We start from the raw sequence: 25,059 nt of genomic DNA on the forward strand, positions 1-25,059 counted from the left end.
GTGCTGCCTTAGCTGAGCAGGGTCGGCGCCGTCTTGATGGCGTGGATGCAGGCGGTAAGCACGCTTTCCGCCTCCAGCTCCAGATCGAAACTGTCTGGCGAAAAGAACCAGTCGGCCAGCAAGCCGCTGAACATGGCATGCGCCATCAGGCAGGCGCGACGGATATTCAGGTTGGGCGGCAACTGGCCGCGAGAGATTGAGTTGGCGAGAATTTGCTCCATGCGCAGCATGCCTTGCATCTTGCATTCGCGCTGGCGCATCAGGATGGGATCGTTGTGGTCGACGAATTCGCACTTGTTGAAAATGATGTCGAAGACCTTGCGGCAACGTGGATCGGTCGCAGCCTGCTTGAGCACGTAGACGCCGCCCTTGATGAACTCGCCGAGCGGATCGGTGACGCGCTCGTCGGCGTTCGCTTCCATGATGGCTTCCATCGGCAGGCGCACGCGCTCGCACATGGCGTCGAACAGGTCGCTCTTGTTCTTGAAATGCCAGTAGATTGCGCCGCGCGTGACGTCGGCGGCCTTGGCGACGTCGGCCAGCGAGGTATGCGACACGCCGCGCTCGTAAAAAACTTGCTCGGCGGCATCCAGGATGCGCGAGCGGGTTTCGAGAGCTTCTTCCTTGGTCGAGCGGGCCATATCAGCAGACCGCGTAGGATGGAATGGACATAAATGTTGGGCTCATTGCAATCTCCGTGCACCTTCGTTGTGCGATAAAGACAGACTGCCGCAGTTCTCTTTGACAAAGAGACGGTTTCGCGAAAATCTGCATGTTTTGCATGTTTCTGAAAGTATCGCCGATTCATTTATAGATATATTGCGATACATCAATCAGATACATACATACAAGAATGTATGTATAATAGCACCGGATTTCAATGGCCGCTTGGGCGTTTTTACGATTGCTTTCTTTTGTTTCACCTGTCTGCTGTCTTTTCTGCACCGCAACAATTTTTGCGTTATCTTCTTGGTTCTGCCGCAGCACCCGTTATTTCAATCGCGTTTCTGTATTCATTCCGTAATTACTCCGTAATTGTTCCAAAGCTATATTCAGCAATGTCAGTAATTTAAATTCAGCAATTTAATTACCGTATTCGAATCACCAGCTGCATGTGCAGCTTCAACTCTACCTACCGTGCGAGATATTTATGAGCTCAGTTAGTCGTTTCACGCGCCTTACCCTTACCGTTGTCGCCGCAGCCGCTCTCGCAGCCTGCGGTCAAAAACCGAACGCCCCGGCCGGCGCAGGCATGCCGCCAGGCGAAGTGTCGGTCGTCACCATCGCGCCTGAGCGCATCACCATCAGCAACGAACTGCCGGGCCGCCTGGAAGCCACGCGCATTGCCGAAGTCCGCGCTCGCGTGGCCGGCATCATTCTCAAGCGCACGTTCCGCGAAGGCAGCGAAGTCAAGGCCGGCGAAGTGCTCTACCGCATCGATCCCGCCACCTTCAAAGCCAACTACGACAGCGCGCAAGCTACGTTGGCAAAGAGCCAGGCCTCGCTGACACAAGCCTCGCTGAAGGCGCAACGCTACAAGCCGCTGGTCGAAGTCAACGCCGTCAGCAAGCAGGAATATGACGACGCCGTCGCCTCGCAGAAGCAAGCGGAAGCCGATGTCGCCGCCGGCAAGGCAGCCGTGCAGACCGCCGGCCTGAGCCTGGGCTATGCCACCGTCACGTCGCCGATCTCGGGCCGCATCGGCCGCGCACTGGTGACGGAAGGCGCGCTGGTCGGCCAGGGCGATGCAACGCAATTGGCCGTGGTGCAGCAACTCGACCCGATCTATGTCAACCTGACGCAATCGAGCACCGACCTGCTCAAGCTGCAGCAAGCCATGTCCAGCGGCCAGTTGAAGACGGTCGGCAAGGACAAGGCCAAGGTCACGCTGGTGACCGACGACGGCCGTCCTTATCCGCTGCCGGGCAAGCTGCTGTTCTCGGACATCAGTGTGGACGCCACCACCGGCGCGGTGACTATCCGTGCCGAATTCCCGAATCCGAACCGCACGCTGTTGCCGGGCATGTATGTGCGCGCGCAACTTGAGCAGGCAGTCAACGAATCGGCCATCGTGGTGCCGCAACAAGCGGTCATGCGCGACCTGAACGGTTCCTCGGTATTGGTGGTCGGCGACGACAACAAGGTCGCGGCGCGTCCGGTCAAGACCGGCTCGGCGCAAGGCAACAGCTGGGTCATCACGGACGGCCTGAAAGCCGGCGATCGCGTGATCGTCGAGGGTCTTCAGAAGGCCAAGCCGGGCGCACCGGTCAAGCCGGTGCCATGGAAAGGTCCTGCCGCAGATGCTGGCGCTGCCGGCGCTGCGCCGGCCAATGCATCCGCTGCACCTGCAGCGGCGCCAGCCAAGCAGGACGCCGCAACCAAAGCTAACTAAGAGGCTGTCAGATGGGAAAGTTCTTTATTGATCGCCCCGTATTTGCGTGGGTGCTAGCAATCTTTATCATACTGGCGGGCGCGCTGGCCATTACCGGCCTGCCCGTCTCCCAGTATCCGAGCATTGCGCCGCCGACCATCGTGATCACGGCGACGTATCCGGGCGCAACCGCGCAAACCCTCGACGATTCGGTGACCAGCCTGATCGAACAGGAAATGAACGGCGCCGACGGCTTGCAATACATGGAGTCGCAAAGCCAGGCCAACGGCCAGGTGCAGATCACGGTGACCTTCTCGCCCGCCACCAATGCCGACCTGGCCGCGGTGGACGTGCAGAACCGCCTGAAACGCGTCGAAGCGCGTCTGCCGGCAGCCGTGACGCAACAAGGTGTGCAGGTCACCAAGTCGCGCAGCAACTTCCTGCTGTTCATCGGCTTGTCGTCGACCGACGGCAAACTCGATCCGGTGGCGCTGGGCGACTATCTGTCGCGTAACGTCCTGAACGAAGTCAAACGCGTTCCCGGCGTCGGCCAGGCACAGTTGTTCGGCACCGAACGCGCGATGCGCATCTGGATCGATCCGAACAAGCTGATCGGCCTGAACCTGACGCCGGCCGACGTGACTGCCGCCATCACCGCACAAAATGCGCTGGTCGCTGGCGGTACACTGGGCGCCTTGCCGAGCCCGACTTCGCAGCAGATTTCTGCGACCGTCGTCGTGAACGGCCAGCTGACCAGTCCGGAACAGTTCGGCAACATCGTCCTGCGCGCCAATGCAGACGGTTCGTCGGTGCGCATGCGCGACGTCGCCCGTATTGAAGTCGGCGGCCAATCGTACGACACCTCCGGCCGCCTCGACGGCAAGCCAAGCTCGTTCATCGGCGTGCAGTTGTCGCCGACCGCCAACGCGCTGGGCACCGCAACCGCCGTGCACAAAAAGATGGAAGAGCTGTCCAAGTATTTCCCGGCCGGCGTGAAGTACACCATCCCTTACGACACCTCCAAGTTCGTCAAGATCTCGATCGAAGAAGTGGTCAAGACCCTGATCGAAGCGATCGTGCTGGTGTTCCTGGTGATGTTCCTGTTCCTGCAAAACATCCGCTACACCATCATCCCGACGATTGTCGTGCCGGTGGCGCTGATGGGTACGTTTGCAACCTTGTTTGTCTTCGGCTTCTCGATCAACGTGCTGACCATGTTCGGCATGGTGCTGGCGATCGGTATCCTGGTCGATGATGCGATCGTGGTGGTGGAAAACGTCGAACGCATCATGAGCGAAGAAGGCTTGTCGCCCAAAGAAGCAACCCGCAAGGCGATGGGCCAGATCACCGGCGCGCTGATCGGCATCACGCTGGTGCTGATCGCGGTGTTCATCCCAATGGCCTTCTTCGGTGGTGCGGTCGGCGCGATTTATCGCCAGTTCTCGCTGGCGATGGTGGCGTCGATGGTGTTCTCCGTTTTGATGGCGTTCACGCTGACACCGGCATTGTGCGCAACCATCCTGCTGCCGGTCGAGAAGGGCCATCATCACGAGAAGCGCGGCTTCTTCGGCTGGTTCAATCGCCGTTTCAACAAGACTGCCTCCGGTTATCAGGGCTTCATCGGCAAGATGCTGGCCAAGTCCGGCCGCTACATGATCGTGTACGCGCTGATCGTGGTCTGCGTGGGCTTGCTGTATGTGCGCCTGCCGGCTTCGTTCCTGCCGAACGAAGACCAGGGCTACATCATCACCAACGTGCAGTTGCCGCCAGGCGCGAGCACCGGCCGTACGCTGGAAGTGATCAAGACCATCGAAAACTATTACCTCAAGCAACCTGCGGTCGAGCACGTCGTGGCGATTGCCGGCTTCAGCTTCTCGGGTAACGGTCAGAATGCCGGTCTGGTGTTTACCCCGCTGAAGGATTGGGGCGAGCGCGACAAGACGCAATCGGCGGATGCAGTTGCAGGCCGTGCTTTCGGCGCCTTCTCGCAGATCAAGGATGCAATCGTGTTCCCGCTGAACCCGCCGCCTATCCCTGAACTGGGTAACGCGACCGGCTTCACCTTCCGTCTGCAGGATCGTGCAGGCCTGGGCCACAACGCCCTGGTGCAGGCGCGCAACCAGATCCTCGGCATGGCTTCGCAAAGCAAGGTGCTGGCAGGCGTGCGTCCTGAAGGTCTGGAAGATGCGCCGCAGCTGCAACTGGACATCGACCGCGACAAGGCCAACGCCCTGGGCGTACCGTTCTCGACCATCAACAGCGTGCTGTCGACGGCGTTGGGTTCGTCTTACGTCAACGACTTCCCGAACCAGGGTCGTCAACAGCGTGTGATCGTCCAGGCCGATGCCAAACGTCGTCTGCAACCGGAAGACCTGGCCGGCCTGTATGCCCGCAACAGCGGTGGAACCATGGTGCCGTTCTCGGCCTTCACCACCTCGAAGTGGATCAACGGTCCCGTGCAGCTGATCCGCTACAACGGCTATCCGGCAATGAAGATCGCCGGCGGTGCAGCACCTGGCCGCAGTACCGGTGAAGCAATGGCGGAAATGGAATCCTACGTCGCCAAGCTGCCTCCCGGCTTCGGTTTCGAATGGACCGGCCAGTCGCTGGAAGAAAAGACCTCGGGTTCGCAAGCGCCGGCGCTGTACGCGCTGTCGCTGATCGCCGTGTTCCTCGTGCTGGCGGCGCTGTACGAAAGTACCTCGATCCCGCTGGCGGTGATGCTGGTGGTGCCGCTGGGTATTCTCGGCGCATTGCTGGGCGTGACGCTGCGCGGCATGCCTAACGACGTGTACTTCAAGGTCGGCATGATTGCGGTGGTCGGTTTGTCGGCGAAGAACGCGATTCTGATCATCGAGTTCGCCAAGGATCTGCAAGCGCAAGGCATGGGCCTGATCGAAGCGACGCTGGAAGCGGTGCACCTGCGCTTCCGCCCGATCATCATGACCTCGCTGGCGTTCATCCTCGGCGTACTGCCGCTGGTCATCGCCAGCGGCGCCGGCTCCGCCAGCCAACGCGCCATCGGTACCGGCGTGATGGGTGGGATGATCACAGCGACCGTACTGGCCGTGTTCCTGGTCCCGATCTTCTTCGTCGTCGTGCGCAAGATCTTCAAAGGCAGCCAAGCCAAGCCGGATGCTGCCCATCACAATATCGATGTGGAGGATAAGAATGTTTAAGTTTCCCACCCTGCGCCTGAAGCAGTTGAGCGCAGCCATGCTGGTGGTCGGCGTATTGTCCGGCTGCACGCTGGCGCCGACCTACCAGCGCCCGCAAGCGCCGGTCGAAGGCAGCTATCCGGCCGACGCCAAGGGCCAGGCGGCGTATGACGCCGCCACCCTGGGCTGGCGCCAGTTCTTCCCTGACCAGCGCCTGCAGGCGCTGATCGCGGCCGCGCTGGAAAACAACCGCGACCTGCGCACCGCCGCCCTGAACATCGAAGAAGCCCGCGCGCAGTACCAGATCGCCCGTGCCGACCTGTTGCCGACATTGAACGCCACCGGCAGCGAGTCCCGCACCCGTTTGTCGTCCAGCCAGTCGACCACCGGCGCACCGTTGATCACCAAGAGCTACCAGGTCGGCCTGGCGGTTCCTGCGTATGAACTGGACTTCTTCGGCCGCGTACGCAGCCTGAAGGATGCCGCGCTGTCGACTTACCTGTCGACCGAAGAAGCCAGGCAATCGGTGCAAATCAGCCTGGTGTCGCAAGTGGCCCAGGCTTACCTGACCGAGCGTTCCTATGCCGAGCAACTGAAGCTGGCCCAGCAGACGCTGGAAAGCCGTCAGTCCAACCTCGGCCTGGCGCAGAAGCGTTTCGACGTCGGCGCCTCCTCGGCACTTGACCTGCGCCTGTCCGACACGCTGGTGCAGTCCGCCCGCACGTCGGTGGCGACACTGCTGCGCCAGCGCGCCCAGGCGGAAAACGCCCTGACGCTGCTGGTCGGCACCAGCGTCAAGGACCTGCCTGCAGGCCAGGATCTGTCGCTGCAGAACATCGTCACCGACATTCCTGCCGGCGTGCCGTCGGATCTGCTGGCGCGTCGTCCGGACATCCGTTCGGCCGAGCAAAAGCTGCTTGCCGCCAACGCCAACATCGGCGCGGCCCGTGCCGCGTTCTTCCCGCGCATCAGCCTGACCGGCTCCTTCGGCAGCGCCAGCAGCTCGCTGGGCGGCTTGTTCGATTCCGGCTCGGGCGCCTGGTCCTACGGTCCGCAGTTGAGCCTGCCGATCTTCGACTTCGGTCGCAACAGCGCCAATCTGGATGTGGCGGAAGTACGCAAGAACCAGGCGATCGTAACGTACGAGAAAACTATTCAAACGGCGTTCCGAGAAGTTGCCGACGCACTGGTGGCGCGTGGCACGCTGGATGAACAGATCGAAGCCCAGGAAGCCTTCCTGAAAGCGCAACAGGAACGTCTGAACCTGACCGACCTGCGCTACAAGAACGGCATCGCCTCCTCGCTCGACCAGCTCGATGCGCAACGCGATCTGTTCTCGGCGCAGCAGGCGCTGATCCAGGCGCGTCAACTGCGTCTGAACAATGCGATCGATTTGTATCGTGCGCTGGGTGGTGGCTTGAATGAAACAACGGTGGCGGCAGCGCCATCCGGATCGAAGTAAATACCTCTTCTTGCCGCCACGAAAAACGCCCCTTTTCAGGGGCGTTTTTTTATGATCTTTTACTCCACGCACTGTATCTATTTCTGCGGCGCCTTGTTCAGACGTTCCAGCTCCCACAGTGCTGCGGCATGTTCGGTAAATACCGTCACACCCTGCGCACGCGTCTTTTCAAACGCAGTCCGTGCTTGCGCGGCATCACCTTTTGCCACGTAATACTGGCCGATGTAAAACCACGCCTCCGCCAACGCCATTTCACGATCATCGCCCTGCTTGCGCCTGACTTCATCGAGCACCTGATCGGGGGTCATTTGTGAAGCCAGCAACGCCAACGCCGCGTGCGGCCAATTGAGGGCATTCTTGTTTCCGGCCTGGCGCAGAACTTCCGCCGACAATGGTCGCCCCAGTCGCAATTGAGTCCACGCCTGCCACAGGACAGGATAGAGGTTGACGTCGTCCTTGCGGCGAGCCGCCTCGACGGCTTTGGCAAAGTCCGCTTCGGCTTCGCTGTACCTGCCGAGATAGAAACGCGCAATGCCGCGACGCTGGAAAGCGTAGTCCTCATCCGCACCGAGCGTCAATGCCTTGGTGAAATCAGGAATGCTTTTTTCAAAATTGGCGTTATCCAGGTACAGGTGGCCGCGGCACTCCCAGGCGCGTGCCAGCGAAGGAGCAATCCGCACGGCTTCAGCTGCATCTTCCATGCCTTTTTCTGGTGTGCCGATTTCAGCCAGCGCTTCAGCGCGTGCGCACAGCGTTTCCGCCAGGTCATCCCCCTTCAGCACGCCCCCCTGGATGGTCCGGCTCAACTGCGTGATCGTCTGCTGCAATCGCTTCTTGATATTGTCCTGCAGCGTGGTACCGCCAAATCCGAGCACGCCGCTCTTCTTGATCGCGTTGGCGTCAACATACTCGACGCGCGGGATCACCGCATTGAGCTGCTCGATCTCCTTGGACAGCTTGGGTAAATCGTCAGGTGCGGCCTGCTCCGTCAACATCGTGAGCGAAGCCTCGAAGGTCGACACGTTGCCGCGAAAATTTCGTTGCTGCTCCAATTCGAAAAACTGGTTGCGTACGCGTCGATTCAAGGGATCTCGCAACACCGCGACACTATCCGGCCAGTTGATCACCAGCTTGTATTTGGCGCGATATGGTGCGCGCGTGAATACCGCCGGGAATTGACGCCGGAAGTTTTTCGGCAGGTTGAACGAATCGATGAAATTGCCCGGCACGAACTTGATGAACCAGCTGCGCTCGTATTCGCTCGCGGCCTTCGGAATTGTGTAGCGCGCCTTGAAGTACACCCGATTGTTGCTCGCATCATCCTGAAAAACCGGCGCTTGCGTGAGGTCGATGCCCGGATAACGGCGTTCATACTGCCCAAGCGCATATTTCTTGGTCTGTTCCGGGTTCAGACGTGGAAAGACGTTTCTCATTGCCTCCGCATCCAGGCCTCGCCAGGTCCAGGTGACATCCATCACTGCATCGCCACCAAATCTGGCCAGGCGCATGGTCTCGTTCAGTTCTACAGTATTGAGGTCCAGTTTTCCCGGCCATTCGATGTTCGTCAACGCAGCGGTCTCAGGTGCGACCACCAAGCTCGCTGCGCCGTCATAACGCACGCCCATCGTGTCCAGGCCGCCTGCTTGTCCAAGCAACGTCGGGTCGAGATAGAAATTCTTGCCATCCAGCCGCAACTGCACGATCACGTGGTCGAACGCCAGCGGTGTCGGCGCCATTTTGGCAGGCAGCTTCGGTCGGCTGGCAGACAAGAGCAGCGGGCTCGCGTCCATATCAAGCTGGCGCAGCAGCGTCACCAGGAGATACGCCTTGTCCTTGCAATCACCGAAGCGATGCTGCAGGACTTCCCCCGGAGGATGGGGGCGATGCGAACTCTCGCCCATGGAAACCGAGAAATAACGAATCTCCTTTTGTACCCACCGTAACGCCGCCACGGCTCGCTGTTCCGGCGTCGGCAAGGTACGCCATTGCGCGATCAGAGGCAGCAGTTCCGATGGCGTCTTTTCCAGTCGGGGAAACAGGCCGACAGCCCAGCGGGCGACCTCATTCCAATTCTTGAATTCGGAAAACTGAAGCTGACGATAGGCGATGTAATCTCCGGGAATGCCCGGCTCGTAGTCGATCGCTTCATTCGGCTGCAATGTGAATCGCAATTTACGCCAGCCGGCCGCGTCGCTAGTTCTCGGCTGGAGATTGCCACGCTCCTTTTCGCCGAGGACGCGCCATTGGATGTCCCGACTGACAGGATGACTCAGGATGACACTGCGCAACTCAACGGGTGCATCGACATCGACTCCGGCAAATTCGCTGTAGTGATCTTCAAAGACGGGATTGGCGCCCTCAATGGTGTAGCTGACCTGCAGCGTGTCGCCTACCCGCAAGTCGCTGATCAACAGCGAAGCACTAACCGCACCGCTGTAGACACCGTTCTCCAGGCCCAGCTCGCGCTGCAGGAAACGCACCCGCACCGAACGGGTCTGGTCCAGCACATCCTTTCCACGCAGTACCTGGACTTTATGGAGGCTGAGTTTTTGATATTGCGGAACGAAATCGATGTTGGTCTGCCCCATTTCCGTCAGCAGTGATACATCGTTGATCTGGATGGCGCGATTGACGTACACACTGGCGCGCTTGTCGGCTCTAAACTGCGTATCCCACAGGCGGATGACGTAAGGGTTGATGCGCTTGGTCAGCGGTGGGGCAATCGGCTCGACCCAGGAAGGGACAGCAGCACCGCGCACAAAAGCTTCAGCCGCGACCTGTATTTCTCGAACCGGGATTTCGTCACCAGCCGATGCAGACTTATCCTGCCCGCGGGCGCCAACAGCCAGCAATAGCAGCAAGACCGGCAACCATCGTCGTGGTCGGATAGATATCGAAAGCATATTGTTGATTCCCCTGATGATGGTCTTTTTAGATCGCCTTGCGATTGCCTTTTACTCGATCATTTTATCCAACAGCGCCATGGTGCGCACCGTCGCCCCCTGATGCCGACGTGCAAAATCCTGCGCATGCCGCGCCATGGATACGCGCCGCTCGTTATCTGCGAACAGCGACCGCGCCTGCTGCAGCATGTCGGTTGCGCTGCTCACGCGCAACGCAGCATCGGCCATGACGGCATCGTCGCTGATCATCTGAAAATTGAAAGTATGTTCGCCCACCAGCACCGGGACGCCCAGCGCGCAGGCTTCGATCAGGTTTTGACCACCCAGCGGCAGAAGGCTGCCGCCGATGAAGGCCGTTTCACAAGCAGCGTAGTAAGCGGCCATTTCACCCATCGAATCCCCCAGCACGACGGCCGTATCGGCAGCCACCGCTGTACCACCGAGCGTGGAACGCCGCTGCATGGCAAACCCGCGCGCGGAAATCATCGATGCAACTTCGTCGAAACGCTGCGGATGGCGCGGCACGATTACCGTCAGGAAATTCCGGTCAGGAAGGTCGGCCAGCGCGTCGAGGATCAACTCTTCCTCACCTTCGCGCGTGCTGGCGCACAGCAGTACCGGACGTTCGCCGAACTGCGTGCGCCATTGCCGTCCCCGCGCAACCATGTCGGCAGGCGCTTCCACATCGAACTTGATGCTGCCGGTCACGTGCACCTGGCGTGCGCCGAACAGGCGCAGCCTTTTCGCATCCTGTTCCGACTGCGCAGCGACGCAGTCGATGCCGGCGGCCGCTTCCAGCAGGATGGACCCGAACCGCTGGCCGCGTCGCAGCGAACGCGCCGACAGGCGTGCGTTGGCGAGCATGACCGGCACGCCGGCGCGCACGCATTGGCGCACCATGTTCGGCCAGACCTCGGTTTCCATCAGGATGCAGATGCGTGGCTTGAAATGGCGCAGGAAGCGCGCGCACATCCAGCCGGTGTCGTACGGCAGGTAACTCTGGATCACGCGTTCGCCCTGGGCCGCGAACAACTGCTGCCCGGTTGCACGGCCGGTGGCGGTCATGTGCGTGAGCAGGATCGTGTGTTGCGGATAGGTTTTCAGCAAGGCTTCGATCAGCGGCTGGGCCGCGCGCGTCTCGCCGACGGAAACGGCATGCACCCAGATCAGCTGCGGCAAGGCGCGCTGGCGGAACTGAGCGTAAAAGCCGAGGCGCTCGCCGATGTGTTGCCGATAGCCCGGCTCCTTGCGGCCGCGTCGCCACAAGCGCAACAAGACGAACGGCAAGCCGACCCACCACAGCGCGGAATAAAGCAGGCGCATCAGACCAGCTGACGTCCGGTGAGCTTGCTCAGGATGGCGAGCGGACTGGCGGTGGGATCGTATTGCTTTTCAGGTGGCAGGTGCAGGGTTTGCTCCAGCATGTATTGGCCGGACATCACGGCATGCGACGCCTGGTCCGAGAAGCACACCCACACCGAGCCGGCCGCGAACGGCATGGTGACCTGGCCGGCGCTTTCCTGATAGGCCATGTCGCCCTTCATGCCGTCGTGTAATTGCAGCATGAGGTGATCATATTCGCTGCGCAGGGACTTGGTCACGTGCAGCGCCTTCAATGCCTTGGCCTGCCACGCGACATAGGGCTTGGCGCGCGGCACAAACTTGCGCGCCACGGTTTCAAACGGCTCGCCGACGCGCCAGACGCGCGGCACGCCTTCGGGATTGATGTTGCTGAATACGCGCAGGATACGCTCGCCGTAATTCGGCCGCGATGGGAAGGCGTCGACGTGCAGTCGGCGGTCATCGGCGCGCCAGGATTGCGCACGCGTTTCGACCTGGGTCGGACGATAGCTGGTCGGCGCCAGGCGCAGCGCGCCCTGGTATTTCGGCAGCAGTGAATACACCAGCGACTGCGCCTGTTCGCGAAAGCGTCCGATCATCAGCGCCAACGCCAGCTGCGTGGCGGTGTCGCCGACCGCACCTTTGAGGTGACCTGCGGCGTCAAGGCTGATGTTGCGGACCTTGGGGTCGCGGATTTCCGGCTTCAGCAAGGCCTTTTCTTCCGGCAACAACTCGAACGGCAGTTGCGGGAAATACAGAACCTTGCCGCCTTCCAGGCCGGCGATCCATGCGGGATTCGGCTCGGCCACCTGCCAGTCGGTGACGCCGATTTCAATAATTTGCGATTCCATGTCGATATTATGCCTCGTTGTCCGATATGCCACTGCCGCTCTATGCGGCAGCCTGCGCCGACAATACGCCATCGATGGCGAGCAGTACTTGCGCTACATCAGGAGCCTGGCCGGTATCCCCCAGATTGGCGATGAATGGCGACCAGTTCCCTTCGGTTTTCCAGCGCGGGGAGTCGCAATACAGCTCCACGGTAGGCCGGCAATACGCGGCAGCGATATGCGTCAGCCCGGTATCCAGTCCAACTACCAATGCAGCCCGGCGGACCAGCGTCACCGCCTCCGTCAGCGGCAACGCAGGCAACACCGTGGCGTCCGGCATCAGGGCGCCAAGGTGCTCGGCCGCCTGCTTTTCCTTCGGATTGCCCCACGGCAGCAAGACCGGCAGATTGCGCGCATGCAGCGCCTGCGCCACGGCGACCCAATGCTCGGGCGCCCATTGTTTGGCGGCGCGTGCCGTGCCGTGGAAAAACACTGCGTAGGGATGCTGTGGCAGCCAACCAGGTGAATTGTCCGGCGTCGGCGCGCCCAAGGAAAAGTCCGCCGCACCATCCGGCGCGTAGCCAAGCGCGACGGCAGCCACGGTGCGCGCGCGCAGCACCGCATGCGTATGCAAACCGACCGGCACGCTCTGGGTATGGAAAATCCTGGAAAGCGGCTCGTAACCCGAGCCTTCAGTGGCATTGGCCAAACCCACGCGCTTGCCGCCCGGCGCCAGACGCGCCATGCGCATCACCACGCTGGTCTTGAGCAAGCCCTGAGTGTCGAAGACAACGTCATAGGCCTCATGGCGCAACTGTCGATAAAACGCCGCGATCTCAGCGCGTGTGGCGGCCGAGCCGAGGCTCTTGCGCCAGCGCCGCAGGGCGATGGGAATGATCTTGCGGACGTGGGGATTGAGTCGCACCAGGCTGGTATAGGCCTCTTCCACCACCCAGTCGATATTGGCATCCGGATAATGGCGCCGGATGTCGGCGACCATGGGCATGTTGTGCACCACGTCGCCTAGGGACGAAACGCGGACGATCAGGATGTTCAAGGCTAACCCACTATTGTTTGTCTGTGGGCCAGCATCTTACCCCTTTCAAAAGGGCAAGGCTACATCCGGCCGGGCCGCCAGGATCACGCGCCGGAACTCATCCTGGATGCGCGCCAGCGCCTCCCCGGTCTCGGCCTCGAAGCGCAGCACCACCACCGGCGTGGTGTTGGAGGAGCGCATCAGGCCGAAGCCGTCGGCATATTCGATGCGCAGGCCGTCGATGGTGATGATCTGTTCGGCGCCGGGGAATTTTGCATCGTTTTGCAATTTGCCGATCAGGGCGAAGTTCTCGCCCTCCTGCAGCTTCAATTGCAATTCGGGCGTACTGATCGATTGCGGCAAGGCATTCAGCACGGCCGACGGATCGGCTTCGCGGCTGAGCAGCTCCAGCAGGCGCGCGCCGGCGTACAGGCCGTCGTCAAAGCCGTACCAGCGATCCTTGAAGAACACATGCCCGCTCATCTCGCCGCCCAGCGGCGCACCGGTTTCACGCAGCTTGGCCTTGACCAGCGAATGGCCGGTCTTCCACATCAGCGGCTGGCCGCCGCGGGCGCTGATCCACGGCGCCAGGTGGCGTGTGCATTTGACGTCGTACAGGATTTCGCGGCCCGGGTGGCGCGTCAGTACATCGGCGGCGAACAGCATCAGTTGCCGGTCGGGATAAATGATCTGTCCATCCCTGGTCACCACGCCCAGGCGGTCGCCGTCGCCGTCAAAGGCCAGGCCGATCTCGTTGTCGGTCTCCTGCAGGCAGCGGATCAGGTCTTGCAGGTTTTCCGGATGGGCCGGGTCGGGATGATGGTTGGGAAAAGTACCGTCGACTTCGCAGAACAATTCCGTCACTTCGCAACCGAGCGCGCGATACAGCTCGCCGGCAAAGGCGCCGGCCACGCCGTTGCCGCAGTCGACGGCGATCTTCATCGGCCGCGCCAGTCTGGCGTCGCCGACGATACGGTCGATGTATTGCTTGCGGATATCATGGGTGCGGTAACTGCCGGCGCCGCTGGCGAATGCGTTCCTGACGATGGCCTGGTACAGCGCCTGGATGGTCTCGCCATGGATGGCCTCGCCCGCCAGCACCATCTTGAACCCGTTGTAGTCGGGCGGGTTGTGGCTGCCGGTGACCATCACGCCGGATTGCGTGCCCAGCACGTGCGTGCCGAAATACACCATGGGCGTGGCCACCACGCCGAGGTCGATGACGTCGATACCGACTGATTGCAGTCCGGCGGCCAGCGCAGCGGACAGCTCCGGCCCCGACAACCGGCCGTCGCGACCGATCACGACCAAGGTCTGGCCCTTGGCCAACGCTGCGCTGCCGAAAGCCTGGCCAATCTGGCGGGCGACATCGGCACTGAGGGTCTGGCCGACGATGCCGCGGATGTCGTAGGCCTTGAAGATGGAGGAAGAAATCATGTTCGACTTGGCAAATGCACGGTTGATCTATAGGGGGTTCGCAAAGTACACGATAGCATAGCCAATGTACCCGCTGCGATGGCGCCGGATTGAGCGCAACCCCGCTCTGCTATAGAATCTGGCGTCCTTGTAGAATACGTCTGGCGTCGCCGACGATGATCACGGCATGCGCTCCCCCTTTTTCAGCAGGTATTCACGATGAACTGGTACGTTGTCCATACCAAACCAAGACAGGAACAACGTGCGCTGGACAACCTCTCCAGGCAAGGCTACGAATGCTTCTTGCCGACGCTTGCCTTCGAACGCATTGTCAACGGCAAGCTAGCTTTCGTGCCGGAAGCCATGTTTCCGCGCTATCTGTTCGTCAACCTGGAAGATCCCGAGACCGGCAAAGGTCTCAGCCCCATCCGCTCGACCAAGGGCGTCAGCCAGTTGGTGACGTTCGGCGCCGAACCTGCGAGGGTCGGCGCCAACATCATCGAAAGCCTGCGCAACATGTCCGCCGCGCCACCGCAAAATCTGTTCACTCCCGGACAGCGGGTTGTCGTGACGGACGGCCCTTTCAGCGGGATGGAAGGCATTTACCAGACCCTTACCACCATGAAGGATGGGGAAAGCCGGGCGCTGGTGCTGATCGAACTCCTCCACAAACCCGCCACCCTGAGTGCGCGTCTGGCCAGCGTCAAAAAAATCGACTGAAGCTGTCCCGCAGGGAATTCATTTTTACTCGCGTAACTGGTATAGTGCGTTCACTCGTTGAACACAACAATAAATATTGCACTTTATGCAATATTTATCCATTTCCGCGCTTGCTGATCGTGATACAGCATGGCGGTAGCCTGCCTGATCCCCCTGATCGCCCCTCCGTCCAATGCCCGACAAGTCCTTGCACGAAGAAACGCACCTGAAAGTTCTGCGCTTGCTGGAAAGCAACCCGCATATGAATCAGCGCGACCTGGCGGAGACGCTCGGCGTCAGCATCGGCAAGACCAACTATTGCATCAAAGCCTTGCTGGACAAGGGGCTGATCAAGATCGACAACTTCCGCAACAGCAACAACAAGCTGGCCTACGCGTATTTGCTCACGCCGTCGGGCATCGCCGCGAAAGCCGAGCTCGCAGCCCGCTTCCTCAAGCGCAAGGTTGCCGAATATGAAAATCTGAAACGCGAAATTGAAATGCTGACGGATGAAATCGGCGACAACGCCGACGAACTCGACCATAAAACCAACTAATCCCATCGCCATCTTGAATACGCTCCCAAATCTGAAACTGGCCGTGATCGGCCTTGGTTACGTGGGTCTGCCACTTGCAGTGGAATTCGGCAAGAAGCGCTCCGTCGTCGGCTTCGACATCAATCAAAAGCGCATCGACGCCTTGAAAGCAGGTTTTGACCAGACATTGGAAACCGAGCGCGAAGAGCTGCTGGCTGCTACACAGCTGTCCTTCTCCACCGATATCGACGACCTGCGCACGGCCAATTGCTTCATCGTGACGGTGCCGACGCCTATCGACGAACACAAGCGCCCGGATCTGACGCCGCTGATCAAAGCCAGCGAACTGGTCGGCAAAGTGCTCAAGAAGGGCGACATCGTCATTTACGAATCGACCGTCTATCCCGGCGCTACGGAAGAAGACTGCGTCCCCATCCTTGAGAAGCATTCGGGGCTGGTGTTCAACCAGGATTTTTACGCCGGCTATTCGCCGGAGCGCATCAATCCCGGCGACAAGCAGCATCGCGTCACGACGATCATGAAGGTCACCTCCGGCTCGACCCCGGAAGTCGCCGACCTGGTCGATGCCTTGTACAACGAGATCATCGTCGCCGGCACGCACAAGGCCGCCAGCATCCGCGTCGCCGAAGCGGCCAAGGTCATCGAGAACACGCAGCGCGACCTCAACATCGCCCTGATCAACGAACTGGCGATCATCTTCAACAAGCTCGGCATCGATACCGAAGCGGTGCTGAAGGCAGCCGGCAGCAAATGGAATTTCCTGCCGTTCCGCCCCGGCCTGGTGGGGGGCCACTGCATCGGCGTCGATCCCTACTATCTGACGCACAAGGCGCAATCGATCGGCTACCATCCGGAAATCATCCTTGCCGGCCGCCGGCTCAACGACAACATGGGTTCCTATGTCGTCGCGCAACTGGTCAAGGCGCTCACGCGCAAGCGCATCCACGTTGACGGCGCACGCGTGCTGGTCATGGGCCTGGCGTTCAAGGAAAACTGCCCCGACCTGCGCAACACTCGCATCGTCGACATCATCACTGAACTGCGCGACTACAACTGCGAAGTCGACGTGTTCGATCCCTGGATCGACGCCGACGAAGCCCGCCACGAATACGGCATCACGCCCATCGTGCAGCCCGAAGAAGGCCGCTATGACAGCATCATCCTGGCCGTCGCGCACCGCCAGTTCATCGACATGGGCGCCGCGGCAATCCGCAAGCTGGGCGCCCCCGAACATGTCCTGTACGACCTGAAATACGTTCTTCCTTCGGAAGACTCCGATTTACGCCTGTAAGCAGACAATGAGCGCCTACCAAGACCTGCAAGCCCGCCTTGCCACCGAACCATCGACATGGCTGATCACCGGCGTGGCCGGCTTCATCGGCAGCAACCTGCTTGAACGACTGCTGACGCTGAACCAGCGTGTCGTCGGCCTGGATAATTTCGCCACCGGCTATCAGCACAACCTGGATGCGGTCAAGGCGCTCGTGAGCGCCGAACAATGGGCTAACTTCCGCTTTATCGAAGGCGACATCTGCGACCCCGAAGCATGCCGCAACGCCTGCATCGGCGTCGATTACGTGCTGCATCAGGCCGCGTTGGGCAGCGTTCCGCGCAGCATCGAAAATCCGATTGCGACCAATGCCACCAACATCGGCGGCTTCCTGAACATGCTGGTGGCCGCCAAGGACGCCAACGTCCGACGCTTTGTCTACGCCGCCAGCAGCTCCACGTACGGCGACCATCCGGCGCTGCCGAAGGTCGAAGAGAACATCGGCAAACCGTTGTCGCCCTATGCCGTCACCAAATATGTCAACGAACTGTACGCCGACGTCTTTGCGCGCACCTATGGCTTCAAGACCATCGGACTGCGTTATTTCAATGTCTTCGGCCCACGCCAGAATCCCGACGGCGCCTACGCGGCGGTGATTCCCAAATGGACCGCCGCGCTGCTGGAAAACGAGCCAGTGCACATCAATGGCGACGGCGAGACCAGCCGCGACTTCTGCTTCGTCGACAACGCCGTGCAGGCGAACTTGCTGGCCGCAACCGCGCAGGATCCGGATGCCGCCAACCAGGTCTACAACGTCGCCGTCGGCGATCGCACCACGCTCAATGAACTGTATCGCTATCTGGTCGAGTACCTGGCGCCGACGTTCCCGCACATTGAAGGTTCCGCACCGATTTACCGCGACTTCCGCGCCGGCGACGTGCGCCAGTCGCTGGCCGACATCGGCAAGGCCGCGCGCCTGCTGGGCTATGCGCCCAGCCATCGCATCGGCGCCGGGCTCAAGGTCGCGACCGCCTGGTACGTCCGGAATCTGCACGACCGCGCCGCGTCGACCGTTGGCAAAACCTGAAGAGAACAGCCGCCGCCATGCAAAAACACCTTCCGCTGGTCACCATCACCAGCCAAAAAAAATGGGCCCTCCCGGATGTCCGGGAACTCTGGAGCTTCCGTGAACTGCTGTGGATCCTGGTCACCCGCGACATCAAGATCCGCTACAAGCAAACCGCCATCGGCATCCTCTGGGCGCTGCTCCAGCCCTTGCTGACCATGGTCGTGTTCAGCGTCATCTTCGGCAAGCTCGGCAACCTTCCCTCCGACAGCGTTCCCTATCCGGTCTTCGTCATGACGGCGCTACTGCCATGGCAGTTGTTCACCAAGGCCCTCACCCAGGGCAGCGCCAGCATGGTGACCATGGGCGGGATGATGGGAAAAATCTACTTCCCGCGCCTGATCGCACCGCTTTCCTCCGTCTTGTCCGGCGCCGTCGACTTCGTGATTGCGCTGGCGATCCTGATTGCCATGATGTTCTGGTACGGCGTCGTGCCGGGCTGGGAGATCATGCTGGCGCCGCTATTCGTGCTGCTCGGTCTGGCCTCTGCACTGGCGGTGGCGCTGTGGCTCAGCGCCATCAACGCCAAATACCGCGACGTTCAGCAGGCAATGCCGTTCCTGACGCAGATATGGATGTTCATCACGCCGGTGATCTACCCGACGTCGATGATTCCGCAGGGATGGAAATGGCTGTTCGTACTCAATCCCATGGTCAGCGTCATTGACGGCTTCCGCTGGTCGCTGCTCGGCGTGCGTCCGCCCGACATGTCCAGCCTGCTGATCTCCAGCCTGTCGGTGCTGGTGCTGCTGGTAACCGGCCTGATCTACTTCGCCCGTTTCGAAAAAAACTTCGTCGACAGTCTTTGATATCCACTTATGACAGATTCCGTTCTTAGCCTGCATGGCGTCGGCAAGTATTACCAGCTCGGCGGCATGCAGCCGTATCACACGCTGCGCGACACCCTCACCGAACTGGTCACCGGCCGCAAGTCTTCCCAGCAATCCAAGAAAGGATTCTGGGCGCTGCACGACATTTCCTTCGATCTCAAGCAAGGCGAAGTGCTCGGCATCGTCGGCCGCAACGGCGCCGGCAAGAGCACGCTGCTCAAGCTTCTCAGCCGCATCACCACGCCCGACGAAGGCCGCATCCAGATTCGCGGCCGCATCGGCTCCCTGCTCGAAGTCGGCACCGGCTTCCATCCCGAACTGACCGGTCGTGAAAACATCTTCATGAACGGCGTCCTGCTTGGCATGACCCAACGCGAGATCGCGCGCAAGTTCGACGAAATCGTCGCGTTTTCCGGCGTCGAGGAATTCCTCGACACGCCGGTCAAGCGTTATTCCAGCGGCATGCGCGTGCGCCTCGGCTTTGCGGTGGCGGCCCATCTGGATCCGGAAATCCTGGTGGTGGACGAAGTCCTGGCCGTCGGCGACGCCGAGTTCCAGCGCAAGTGCCTGGGACGCATGAATGCGGTGGCGTCGGAGGGGCGCACGGTGCTGTTCGTGAGCCATCAGATGGAAGCCATCCAATCATTGTGCACGCGCGCGATCTGGCTGCAATCGGGCCAGGTCAAGCAAGACGGGCCGGCTGAAAGCGTAGTGCTGTCCTATCTGGCTTCGACCACCAAGGACGCCATTTCGGAAATCGGTTCGCGCGAAGATCGTAGTGGCCAGGGCAAGATCAAGATCACCGGCCTGAGCGTTACCGATGAAGAAAAACGCCCTCCATCGACCGGCCGCTCCGCACGAATAGAATTTACGTTGCAGTCCGAGACGCAGATACAGGGCCCCATGATTGTCCGGTTTGCCATCCGTGATGGCATGGACAAAGTGCTTGCGTTACTCACCAACGAATCAGGCATTGAGGAATCGAACTACAAAGGAAATGGCAAAAAAGCTATTTGCACCGTCCCAAAACTCCCTCTGATGCCTGGCGAGTACACGGCTGACGTCTCTCTCTGGTGTAACGGATACTTGCAGGACAAAGTGAATCGTGCGATTTCGTTTACGGTGATGACCGGGGACTATGCGGCTGGGAAAAATTATCAGGTCGGCGCCTTCCATCTAGATCAGCTATGGAGCGAGTCGTAATGATTCCGCGTAATTCAAGAATCGGCTTCCTTTTGCGGCGCATTGCTTGGTTTTTCAGACTACCAAATCTCCCTAAGTGCGACAGCAGCATGCGCATTCATCCTATGGCCATTTTCGAAGGCTATACCGAGAATATCGAACTGGGCGAAGGTGTCATCATTGACGCGTACGCACGCATTTTTTGCCACAAGAGTGGGAAGGTGCGAATCGGCGCCGGCACTTATATCGGTGACCACGCGATCATCCATACTGGCAAAAAGGATGGGAGTGTAGTGATTGGATCCAACTGTAGTCTGCAGTCATTCAGCATAGTTCATGGACATGGCGGGTGCGAGATCGGCAACGATGTTCGTATTGCCGCGCACAGCATTATCATTCCCGCCAACCACCGCTTCGCAGACACAACGCGTCCTATCCGCGAACAAGGGCTAACCAAGCTGGGCATCAAAATTGAAAACGATGTCTGGATCGGCACTAACACCGTCGTACTCGATGGCGTGACGGTGGGTACCGGCAGTGTCATTGGTACCGGATCGGTAGTAAACAAGACCATACCGCCTGGATCCGTAGCCGTAGGCTCCCCAGCGCGTGTCGTAGCCAATCGCAATGCGGTCAGACCAGATGTATCGGACCTCTCTGACCCGGCAACGCAATCGAACGAGTGACGGAACCCTGCTACACCGGGAATATATGGTGTTGCAAGGCGTTCCACGATTACATTTTCTTGTTATCCATTCTGCCATGCAGTTCTCTTCGGAATGGAATTCTTCTCAACCGTCTCGATGCTTATTGCTCTTCAGATCGTGACCTGAAAACCAAAACAAACATCGCCTATTTTTCTCCACACAGAAAATCCCATGCGCAATATTGAGAACCTGACTATTCCGCGAAACCGTATTGATGAAATACTGGCCAGATACGGCATAACCGCATCCACGTCTCCTTCGACACTGTGGTCTGCCGCCTGGAAAGCGCAAAAACAAAAGTTATGGAAAGCCTTCTTCCACAAGCAGCTCAAACGCCTCCGAAGAAAAAATTCGACCAACGGCCAACAGGAGATTCTGTCCGCTTATAGCGCTCAATGGCAGAAGAAAGTTTTTTCGCGCTATGAACCGAAGACTACGCCAGGGGGAGCGCCATGGGAGTGGGGCGATCTGAAATGGACCATTTCCAACGAGGGCGGCGCAGCGATTCGCCTCGTCTATCTTGAGGAAGTGCTGCGCAACCTGAATCCGGCCTCGGTATTGGAAGTGGGTGCAGGAAACGGCATCAACCTGCTGATGCTGGCAAGCCGCTTTCCAGAAATCAGCTTCGCGGGAGTCGAGCCCACCGAAGGAGGGTTTCGGACTGCCCAGGCAGCAATCCAGGAAGGTGTTTTGCCGGAGTCCCTGGTTCAGTTCGCGCCTTTTGCCGTTCAGTCCACCTCGTCAGTCGCCGGCATCCGGATGGTTCAGGAATCCGCCCAGAAATTATCCTTCCCGACGGCAAGCGTGGATGTTGTGATGACGTCGCTGGCCTTGGAACAAATGGAACAGATTCGTCACGAAGCACTCACTGAAATCGCCCGTGTCGCCAAAGACTGGGTGGTGATGCTGGAACCATTCAAGGAAGTCAACTCGAAGGGCTTGAAGAGACTCTATGTCGACACTTACGATTATTTCCAAGGTGCCATTTCGGAGTTGAAAGACTATGGAATGCAAGTTGAAAAGATCTATTTCGACATGCCCCACAAATCTATCCTTGGAACTGCCCTGGTGATCGCACGCCGCGTACGATGACCGAATCGTCTCGACGCTTCATCGTTTTCTTTGATCGGGAAGACGTAGTTCAGCGCCGTCCCGTGCCTGCAGGCACGGAGGCTTGGGCAATGTCGCCCTCCGCACGCATCGCTGCGCAGGAGAACGGTATTGTTTTATCGAACGATACGACCTCATTTTCCGACCTGCATCACGCAAGATGCGTCGCCGCAGCAAAGAGGGCCGTTCGTGAAATGGCGCAAGCGCCGGAGGCCGCCGGCATTTCTCCCGGGGTCATGCATATGGCCATCCAGTCAGTGTGGGGACATGCGAGCCTGGTTCAACGCTTGCGCCTGTCGTTACCCGATGCCTTCCTCTATGTCCGGGGAATGGACGGCGAATGGCAAGAGGCGGATAACTGGGAACGCCTGCAGTCGGTCATTCTTCCAAGGATATGGAATTATGGCCTGGGGCATAAAGTCGTCAGCGCGATCCCACGCTTTCCTCAACTGTTGCGACAGGTAGTCAGATGGGCTGCATGGATAAAGAAGGCTCAGCACAAGAATAAACCGTGGATCGTGTCGCCGGCGCGCAAACTGAAAAACGGCCTCATAGAAACCCTGTCTCGACATGGCGCCGGTATCGCCGTGCTGAAACCTTCGACCAGCAAATGGGGCGACTATCTGGACGCGCTCAGGAACTTGCGAGCGAAATCCAACGTATGTACTTTCCCCATTGCCCCGTTGAGCAGTCGCGACAAGGAAGTTGTGGCGGAGCTTGGCCGCCTGTGTGCACTCGAACATGCGATTTCAGACCAGCGGCTTCGAGCTGCCTGGCGCCTGTACCAGCAGTATCTGGCCGACATCGTGCCGACCATGCTTGCCGTGGCAGATGAAGGGGCCAGTATCATGAAAACGCTCGCGCCCCGGGCTGCCGTCAGCTACGAAGCGAACTCCTGGCTATCCGCTGCCGTGCTGGACGGTTCATCCCGGCACGCGAAAATCAAGCGCATCGTTTTCAATCACAATTCGCAACCTCCTTCTGCATCCACCGTTGCAAATGAAATATTGGAAACCCTGTTCCGGCAGCGAACCAGTAACGGCTTGGTGAATGAGGCCTTTTTCTGGTCACCGGCATCCGCGGAGCGCCTGCGGGCGCCACACGGCCTGTCAGACTCAATCGCGGAAAAAGGCCTTCGCTTGCCTTACCCAGCTTTCAACATCCGGCGCTCCGGCAGCCGCCCCTTGCGAGTTCTTCATGCCGGCAATTACCAGAACTGGTCCGACTTCTTTCCTTGGATCGCCGAAACTTCGGATGAATATTTGAATGGTCTGGAAACATTGGCGAAAACTGTCGACTTGCTCGACAACATCGAGCTGACGATTCGCGTTCGACCAAAGCGGGAAGTTGACGCAGAGGCCGTTGAAAACAGGCTGGGACATTATCGCCACGTGACTATCTGCGGTACCGATCAGGATTTTCTGGAGCAACTTGCGGACCATGATCTCCTGATGGCGCATTTTTCAACGACAGTGGAACAAGCCTTGCAAATGGGGAAACCCGTCCTTCTATGGGGCAGCACGCAACGCTACGAGCAGTTTTCGGCGCAATCCGTCCCACCTGCCGGAGCACTGCAGGACCATGTCTACACGGCCCGAACAGTCGACGAATTGAAGACGATGCTGCAAGCAATCGAGCGCTCGGAAGACAGCGAACAACGGATGGCGAAAAGCATTGCCCGGAGCAATTTTGACGCCGCACATCCGACCCTGGAGGCACTGGTGGAAAAACTGGTTCACTAGTACTTCCATCTTCTCAATATTCATCATGACCATCCTCATTGTTCTCCTGCTGACTTTTGCCGCTGCCATCCTTGTCGGGCGACTACTGTTGCGCCGCATAGAACCCCGCCTGCGTCGTGAACTGCGATCGGCTCGCGAAGCGGCGCAGGCGGTACCGGGCATCAGAGCGGATATGGAGTTGCTCTATCAACTCCATTTGCGCGACGCTACGCCCCCGCTTCCCGACGCACCCGAGGTATCACCCTTCACACGCGGCGCATGGCGCCTCATCGGCGGCGACGGTACGGGCTGGAGTGCCAACGCCTTTTACAAGGTGCGCGGCCTGGCAGCACACCAGGGCGCCATCTTCGCCAGCCTCACCGGCCCTAATGCCGACGGTCCCAATGGCCAGGTGTGGCGACTCGACGGCGGCTCCGCCACCCAGGTCGGCGGCGACAAAGGCAATTCCTGGCCCGCCGACAACTCATTCGTCGACCACGTTTTCAGCAAGGACGACTCTGCTTTGCTCGCTGCGGAGAAGAGCGGCGTCTGGTCGCTCGAGAACGGACAATGGACGCCGCTGCGCGACGGCCTGGAACTCAACGACAAATGCGGGCCTTACAGTTTCGCGACCTGGAACGGCAACGTCGTCATGGGACAGTGGGGAGCGCCGCGCGTGGCCCGATTGGGTGACGACGGCAAATGGACTTATCTGCCGGAACCTGAAGGCGGCTGGGGCGTCGGCGCGCGCACCATTTATTGCCTGATCGAATTCAAGGGTGCGCTGTACGCAGGCACCGGCACCGGCAAACTGACCGGTCCCGCCAGCGCGGTATGGCGTTTCGACGGCGTCCGCTGGGAAAAGGTCGGTGGCGACGGCATCCGCGGCAGTTGGGCGCGCGGCGGCCTGCCGTTCGTCCTGAGCCTGACGGTATTCGGGGAAGCGCTGATCGCGACAGTGTCGCGTCCGGACGATACACCGAACGGCGCCTCGAGCGTCTGGCTCTTCGACGGCAACCGCTGGGGACCGCTGGCGGTCGCAGCGACGCCGGCGCTGATGGCGGAATCGCTGATCATGAATGACGCCATCGTCTACAAGGGCCAGCTGGTCGTCGCAACCGGACATTCCACCCGCCGCGCCGCGCAGATATGGACCTTCGGCAAGGATCGCAGCTGGCAGCCGGTCGGCCCTGCAGAACTGGCTTCGCCGCCGGCCGGAGACGGCGGCTGGTGGGTCTATCGCCTGTGTACCGACGGCGAGCGCCTGTACGCTTCAACTGCCGGCCATACGGGCGCGGCCCGCGTGTATTGCTATACGCCCGAAATATAATAATGTGCAAA

At 59.9% G+C, this 25,059-nt stretch carries 19 protein-coding genes; 13 read left to right on the forward strand and 6 right to left on the reverse strand.

The annotated features are described in order from the left end of the window. Window positions 1-8: 8 nt before the first annotated feature. A complete protein-coding gene (locus ACIROY_RS18050) occupies window positions 9-641 on the reverse strand; it encodes a TetR family transcriptional regulator (RefSeq protein ID WP_402275233.1) in 633 nt (210 codons plus the stop codon). Window positions 642-1,150: 509 nt separating this feature from the next. On the opposite strand from ACIROY_RS18050, the gene ACIROY_RS18055 reads away from it, so the two are divergent. From ACIROY_RS18055 to ACIROY_RS18065, 3 genes are read left to right on the forward strand one after another with little or no spacing between them, the layout of a single operon-like run. Then, entirely contained in the window at window positions 1,151-2,392 is a 1,242-nt protein-coding gene (locus ACIROY_RS18055; protein ID WP_402275235.1) for an efflux RND transporter periplasmic adaptor subunit, read from the forward strand. A gap of 11 nt (window positions 2,393-2,403) precedes the next feature. Next, the gene (locus ACIROY_RS18060; RefSeq protein ID WP_402275237.1) at window positions 2,404-5,550 is read left to right on the forward strand and encodes an efflux RND transporter permease subunit; all 3,147 of its coding nucleotides are present in this window, start codon (window positions 2,404-2,406) and stop codon (window positions 5,548-5,550) included. After that, window positions 5,543-6,991 (forward strand): efflux transporter outer membrane subunit, encoded by a 1,449-nt coding sequence (locus tag ACIROY_RS18065; protein ID WP_402342931.1) that lies wholly within the window; start codon window positions 5,543-5,545, stop codon window positions 6,989-6,991. The genes ACIROY_RS18060 and ACIROY_RS18065 overlap by 8 nt, the downstream gene beginning before the upstream one ends. Before the next feature lie 77 nt (window positions 6,992-7,068). On the opposite strand, the gene ACIROY_RS18070 is transcribed toward ACIROY_RS18065, so the two are convergent. From ACIROY_RS18070 to ACIROY_RS18090, 5 genes are all read right to left on the reverse strand, one after another. Beyond that, a complete protein-coding gene (locus tag ACIROY_RS18070) occupies window positions 7,069-9,852 on the reverse strand; it encodes a DUF3857 domain-containing protein (RefSeq protein ID WP_402342934.1) in 2,784 nt (927 codons plus the stop codon). A gap of 93 nt (window positions 9,853-9,945) precedes the next feature. Further along, window positions 9,946-11,217 carry a lipid IV(A) 3-deoxy-D-manno-octulosonic acid transferase gene (waaA, locus tag ACIROY_RS18075; RefSeq protein WP_402342937.1) on the reverse strand — a complete coding sequence of 424 codons (1,272 nt, stop codon included), beginning with the start codon at window positions 11,215-11,217 and terminating at the stop codon, window positions 9,946-9,948. Then, window positions 11,217-12,086: a Kdo hydroxylase family protein gene (locus tag ACIROY_RS18080; RefSeq protein WP_402342940.1), complete on the reverse strand. Its 870-nt coding sequence runs from the start codon at window positions 12,084-12,086 to the stop codon at window positions 11,217-11,219. The genes waaA and ACIROY_RS18080 overlap by 1 nt, the downstream gene beginning before the upstream one ends. Window positions 12,087-12,126: 40 nt before the next feature. Then, window positions 12,127-13,122: a lipopolysaccharide heptosyltransferase I gene (waaC, locus tag ACIROY_RS18085; protein WP_402342943.1), complete on the reverse strand. Its 996-nt coding sequence runs from the start codon at window positions 13,120-13,122 to the stop codon at window positions 12,127-12,129. A 45-nt stretch (window positions 13,123-13,167) separates the two neighbouring features. After that, a complete protein-coding gene (locus tag ACIROY_RS18090) occupies window positions 13,168-14,538 on the reverse strand; it encodes a phosphomannomutase/phosphoglucomutase (RefSeq protein WP_402342946.1) in 1,371 nt (456 codons plus the stop codon). Window positions 14,539-14,736: 198 nt separating this feature from the next. On the opposite strand from ACIROY_RS18090, the gene rfaH reads away from it, so the two are divergent. From rfaH to ACIROY_RS18140, 10 genes are all read left to right on the forward strand, one after another. After that, a complete protein-coding gene (rfaH, locus tag ACIROY_RS18095) occupies window positions 14,737-15,237 on the forward strand; it encodes a transcription/translation regulatory transformer protein RfaH (RefSeq protein WP_402342949.1) in 501 nt (166 codons plus the stop codon). A 172-nt stretch (window positions 15,238-15,409) separates the two neighbouring features. Next, window positions 15,410-15,772 carry a MarR family EPS-associated transcriptional regulator gene (locus ACIROY_RS18100; RefSeq protein WP_402342952.1) on the forward strand — a complete coding sequence of 121 codons (363 nt, stop codon included), beginning with the start codon at window positions 15,410-15,412 and terminating at the stop codon, window positions 15,770-15,772. Further along, window positions 15,726-17,063 carry a Vi polysaccharide biosynthesis UDP-N-acetylglucosamine C-6 dehydrogenase TviB gene (tviB, locus tag ACIROY_RS18105; protein WP_402342955.1) on the forward strand — a complete coding sequence of 446 codons (1,338 nt, stop codon included), beginning with the start codon at window positions 15,726-15,728 and terminating at the stop codon, window positions 17,061-17,063. The genes ACIROY_RS18100 and tviB overlap by 47 nt, the downstream gene beginning before the upstream one ends. Window positions 17,064-17,070: 7 nt before the next feature. Then, window positions 17,071-18,129, forward strand: coding sequence for an NAD-dependent epimerase/dehydratase family protein (locus ACIROY_RS18110; protein WP_402342958.1), 1,059 nt, complete (start codon window positions 17,071-17,073; stop codon window positions 18,127-18,129). Between the two features lie 17 nt (window positions 18,130-18,146). Beyond that, complete coding sequence (locus tag ACIROY_RS18115; protein ID WP_402342961.1) at window positions 18,147-18,977, forward strand: ABC transporter permease; 831 nt, start codon at window positions 18,147-18,149, stop codon at window positions 18,975-18,977. A 9-nt stretch (window positions 18,978-18,986) separates the two neighbouring features. Then, window positions 18,987-20,201: an ABC transporter ATP-binding protein gene (locus ACIROY_RS18120; RefSeq protein WP_402342964.1), complete on the forward strand. Its 1,215-nt coding sequence runs from the start codon at window positions 18,987-18,989 to the stop codon at window positions 20,199-20,201. Then, entirely contained in the window at window positions 20,201-20,866 is a 666-nt protein-coding gene (locus ACIROY_RS18125; RefSeq protein ID WP_402342967.1) for an acyltransferase, read from the forward strand. Before ACIROY_RS18120 ends, ACIROY_RS18125 begins: the two co-directional genes overlap by 1 nt. A 192-nt stretch (window positions 20,867-21,058) precedes the next feature. Next, window positions 21,059-21,979 carry a class I SAM-dependent methyltransferase gene (locus tag ACIROY_RS18130; RefSeq protein WP_402342970.1) on the forward strand — a complete coding sequence of 307 codons (921 nt, stop codon included), beginning with the start codon at window positions 21,059-21,061 and terminating at the stop codon, window positions 21,977-21,979. An 89-nt stretch (window positions 21,980-22,068) separates the two neighbouring features. Beyond that, window positions 22,069-23,739: a hypothetical protein gene (locus ACIROY_RS18135; RefSeq protein ID WP_402342973.1), complete on the forward strand. Its 1,671-nt coding sequence runs from the start codon at window positions 22,069-22,071 to the stop codon at window positions 23,737-23,739. 172 nt (window positions 23,740-23,911) lie between these two features. Further along, on the forward strand, window positions 23,912-25,048 hold the full coding sequence (locus tag ACIROY_RS18140; RefSeq protein ID WP_402342976.1) for a hypothetical protein: 1,137 nt from the start codon (window positions 23,912-23,914) through the stop codon (window positions 25,046-25,048). Window positions 25,049-25,059 lie beyond the last annotated feature (11 nt).

Source organism: Herbaspirillum sp. NPDC101396 (assembly GCF_044767365.1).
GTDB lineage: Bacteria > Pseudomonadota > Gammaproteobacteria > Burkholderiales > Burkholderiaceae_D > Herbaspirillum.

Excerpts from the sequence above, each read along its gene's own strand:
- ACIROY_RS18060 (WP_402275237.1), top strand. The coding sequence starts at position 2,404 with ATGGGAAAGTTCTTTATTGATCGCCCCGTATTTGCGTGGGTGCTAGCA.
- ACIROY_RS18130 (WP_402342970.1), top strand. The coding sequence starts at position 21,059 with ATGCGCAATATTGAGAACCTGACTATTCCGCGAAACCGTATTGATGAA.
- ACIROY_RS18120 (WP_402342964.1), top strand. The coding sequence starts at position 18,987 with ATGACAGATTCCGTTCTTAGCCTGCATGGCGTCGGCAAGTATTACCAG.
- ACIROY_RS18140 (WP_402342976.1), top strand. The coding sequence starts at position 23,912 with ATGGAGTTGCTCTATCAACTCCATTTGCGCGACGCTACGCCCCCGCTT.
- tviB (WP_402342955.1), top strand. The coding sequence starts at position 15,726 with ATGAAATCGGCGACAACGCCGACGAACTCGACCATAAAACCAACTAAT.
- ACIROY_RS18050 (WP_402275233.1), bottom strand. The coding sequence starts at position 641 with ATGGCCCGCTCGACCAAGGAAGAAGCTCTCGAAACCCGCTCGCGCATC.
- ACIROY_RS18055 (WP_402275235.1), top strand. The coding sequence starts at position 1,151 with ATGAGCTCAGTTAGTCGTTTCACGCGCCTTACCCTTACCGTTGTCGCC.
- ACIROY_RS18090 (WP_402342946.1), bottom strand. The coding sequence starts at position 14,538 with ATGATTTCTTCCTCCATCTTCAAGGCCTACGACATCCGCGGCATCGTC.
- ACIROY_RS18100 (WP_402342952.1), top strand. The coding sequence starts at position 15,410 with ATGCCCGACAAGTCCTTGCACGAAGAAACGCACCTGAAAGTTCTGCGC.
- ACIROY_RS18065 (WP_402342931.1), top strand. The coding sequence starts at position 5,543 with ATGTTTAAGTTTCCCACCCTGCGCCTGAAGCAGTTGAGCGCAGCCATG.
- ACIROY_RS18080 (WP_402342940.1), bottom strand. The coding sequence starts at position 12,086 with ATGGAATCGCAAATTATTGAAATCGGCGTCACCGACTGGCAGGTGGCC.
- ACIROY_RS18135 (WP_402342973.1), top strand. The coding sequence starts at position 22,069 with ATGTCGCCCTCCGCACGCATCGCTGCGCAGGAGAACGGTATTGTTTTA.
- waaA (WP_402342937.1), bottom strand. The coding sequence starts at position 11,217 with ATGCGCCTGCTTTATTCCGCGCTGTGGTGGGTCGGCTTGCCGTTCGTC.
- rfaH (WP_402342949.1), top strand. The coding sequence starts at position 14,737 with ATGAACTGGTACGTTGTCCATACCAAACCAAGACAGGAACAACGTGCG.
- ACIROY_RS18110 (WP_402342958.1), top strand. The coding sequence starts at position 17,071 with ATGAGCGCCTACCAAGACCTGCAAGCCCGCCTTGCCACCGAACCATCG.
- ACIROY_RS18115 (WP_402342961.1), top strand. The coding sequence starts at position 18,147 with ATGCAAAAACACCTTCCGCTGGTCACCATCACCAGCCAAAAAAAATGG.
- ACIROY_RS18125 (WP_402342967.1), top strand. The coding sequence starts at position 20,201 with ATGATTCCGCGTAATTCAAGAATCGGCTTCCTTTTGCGGCGCATTGCT.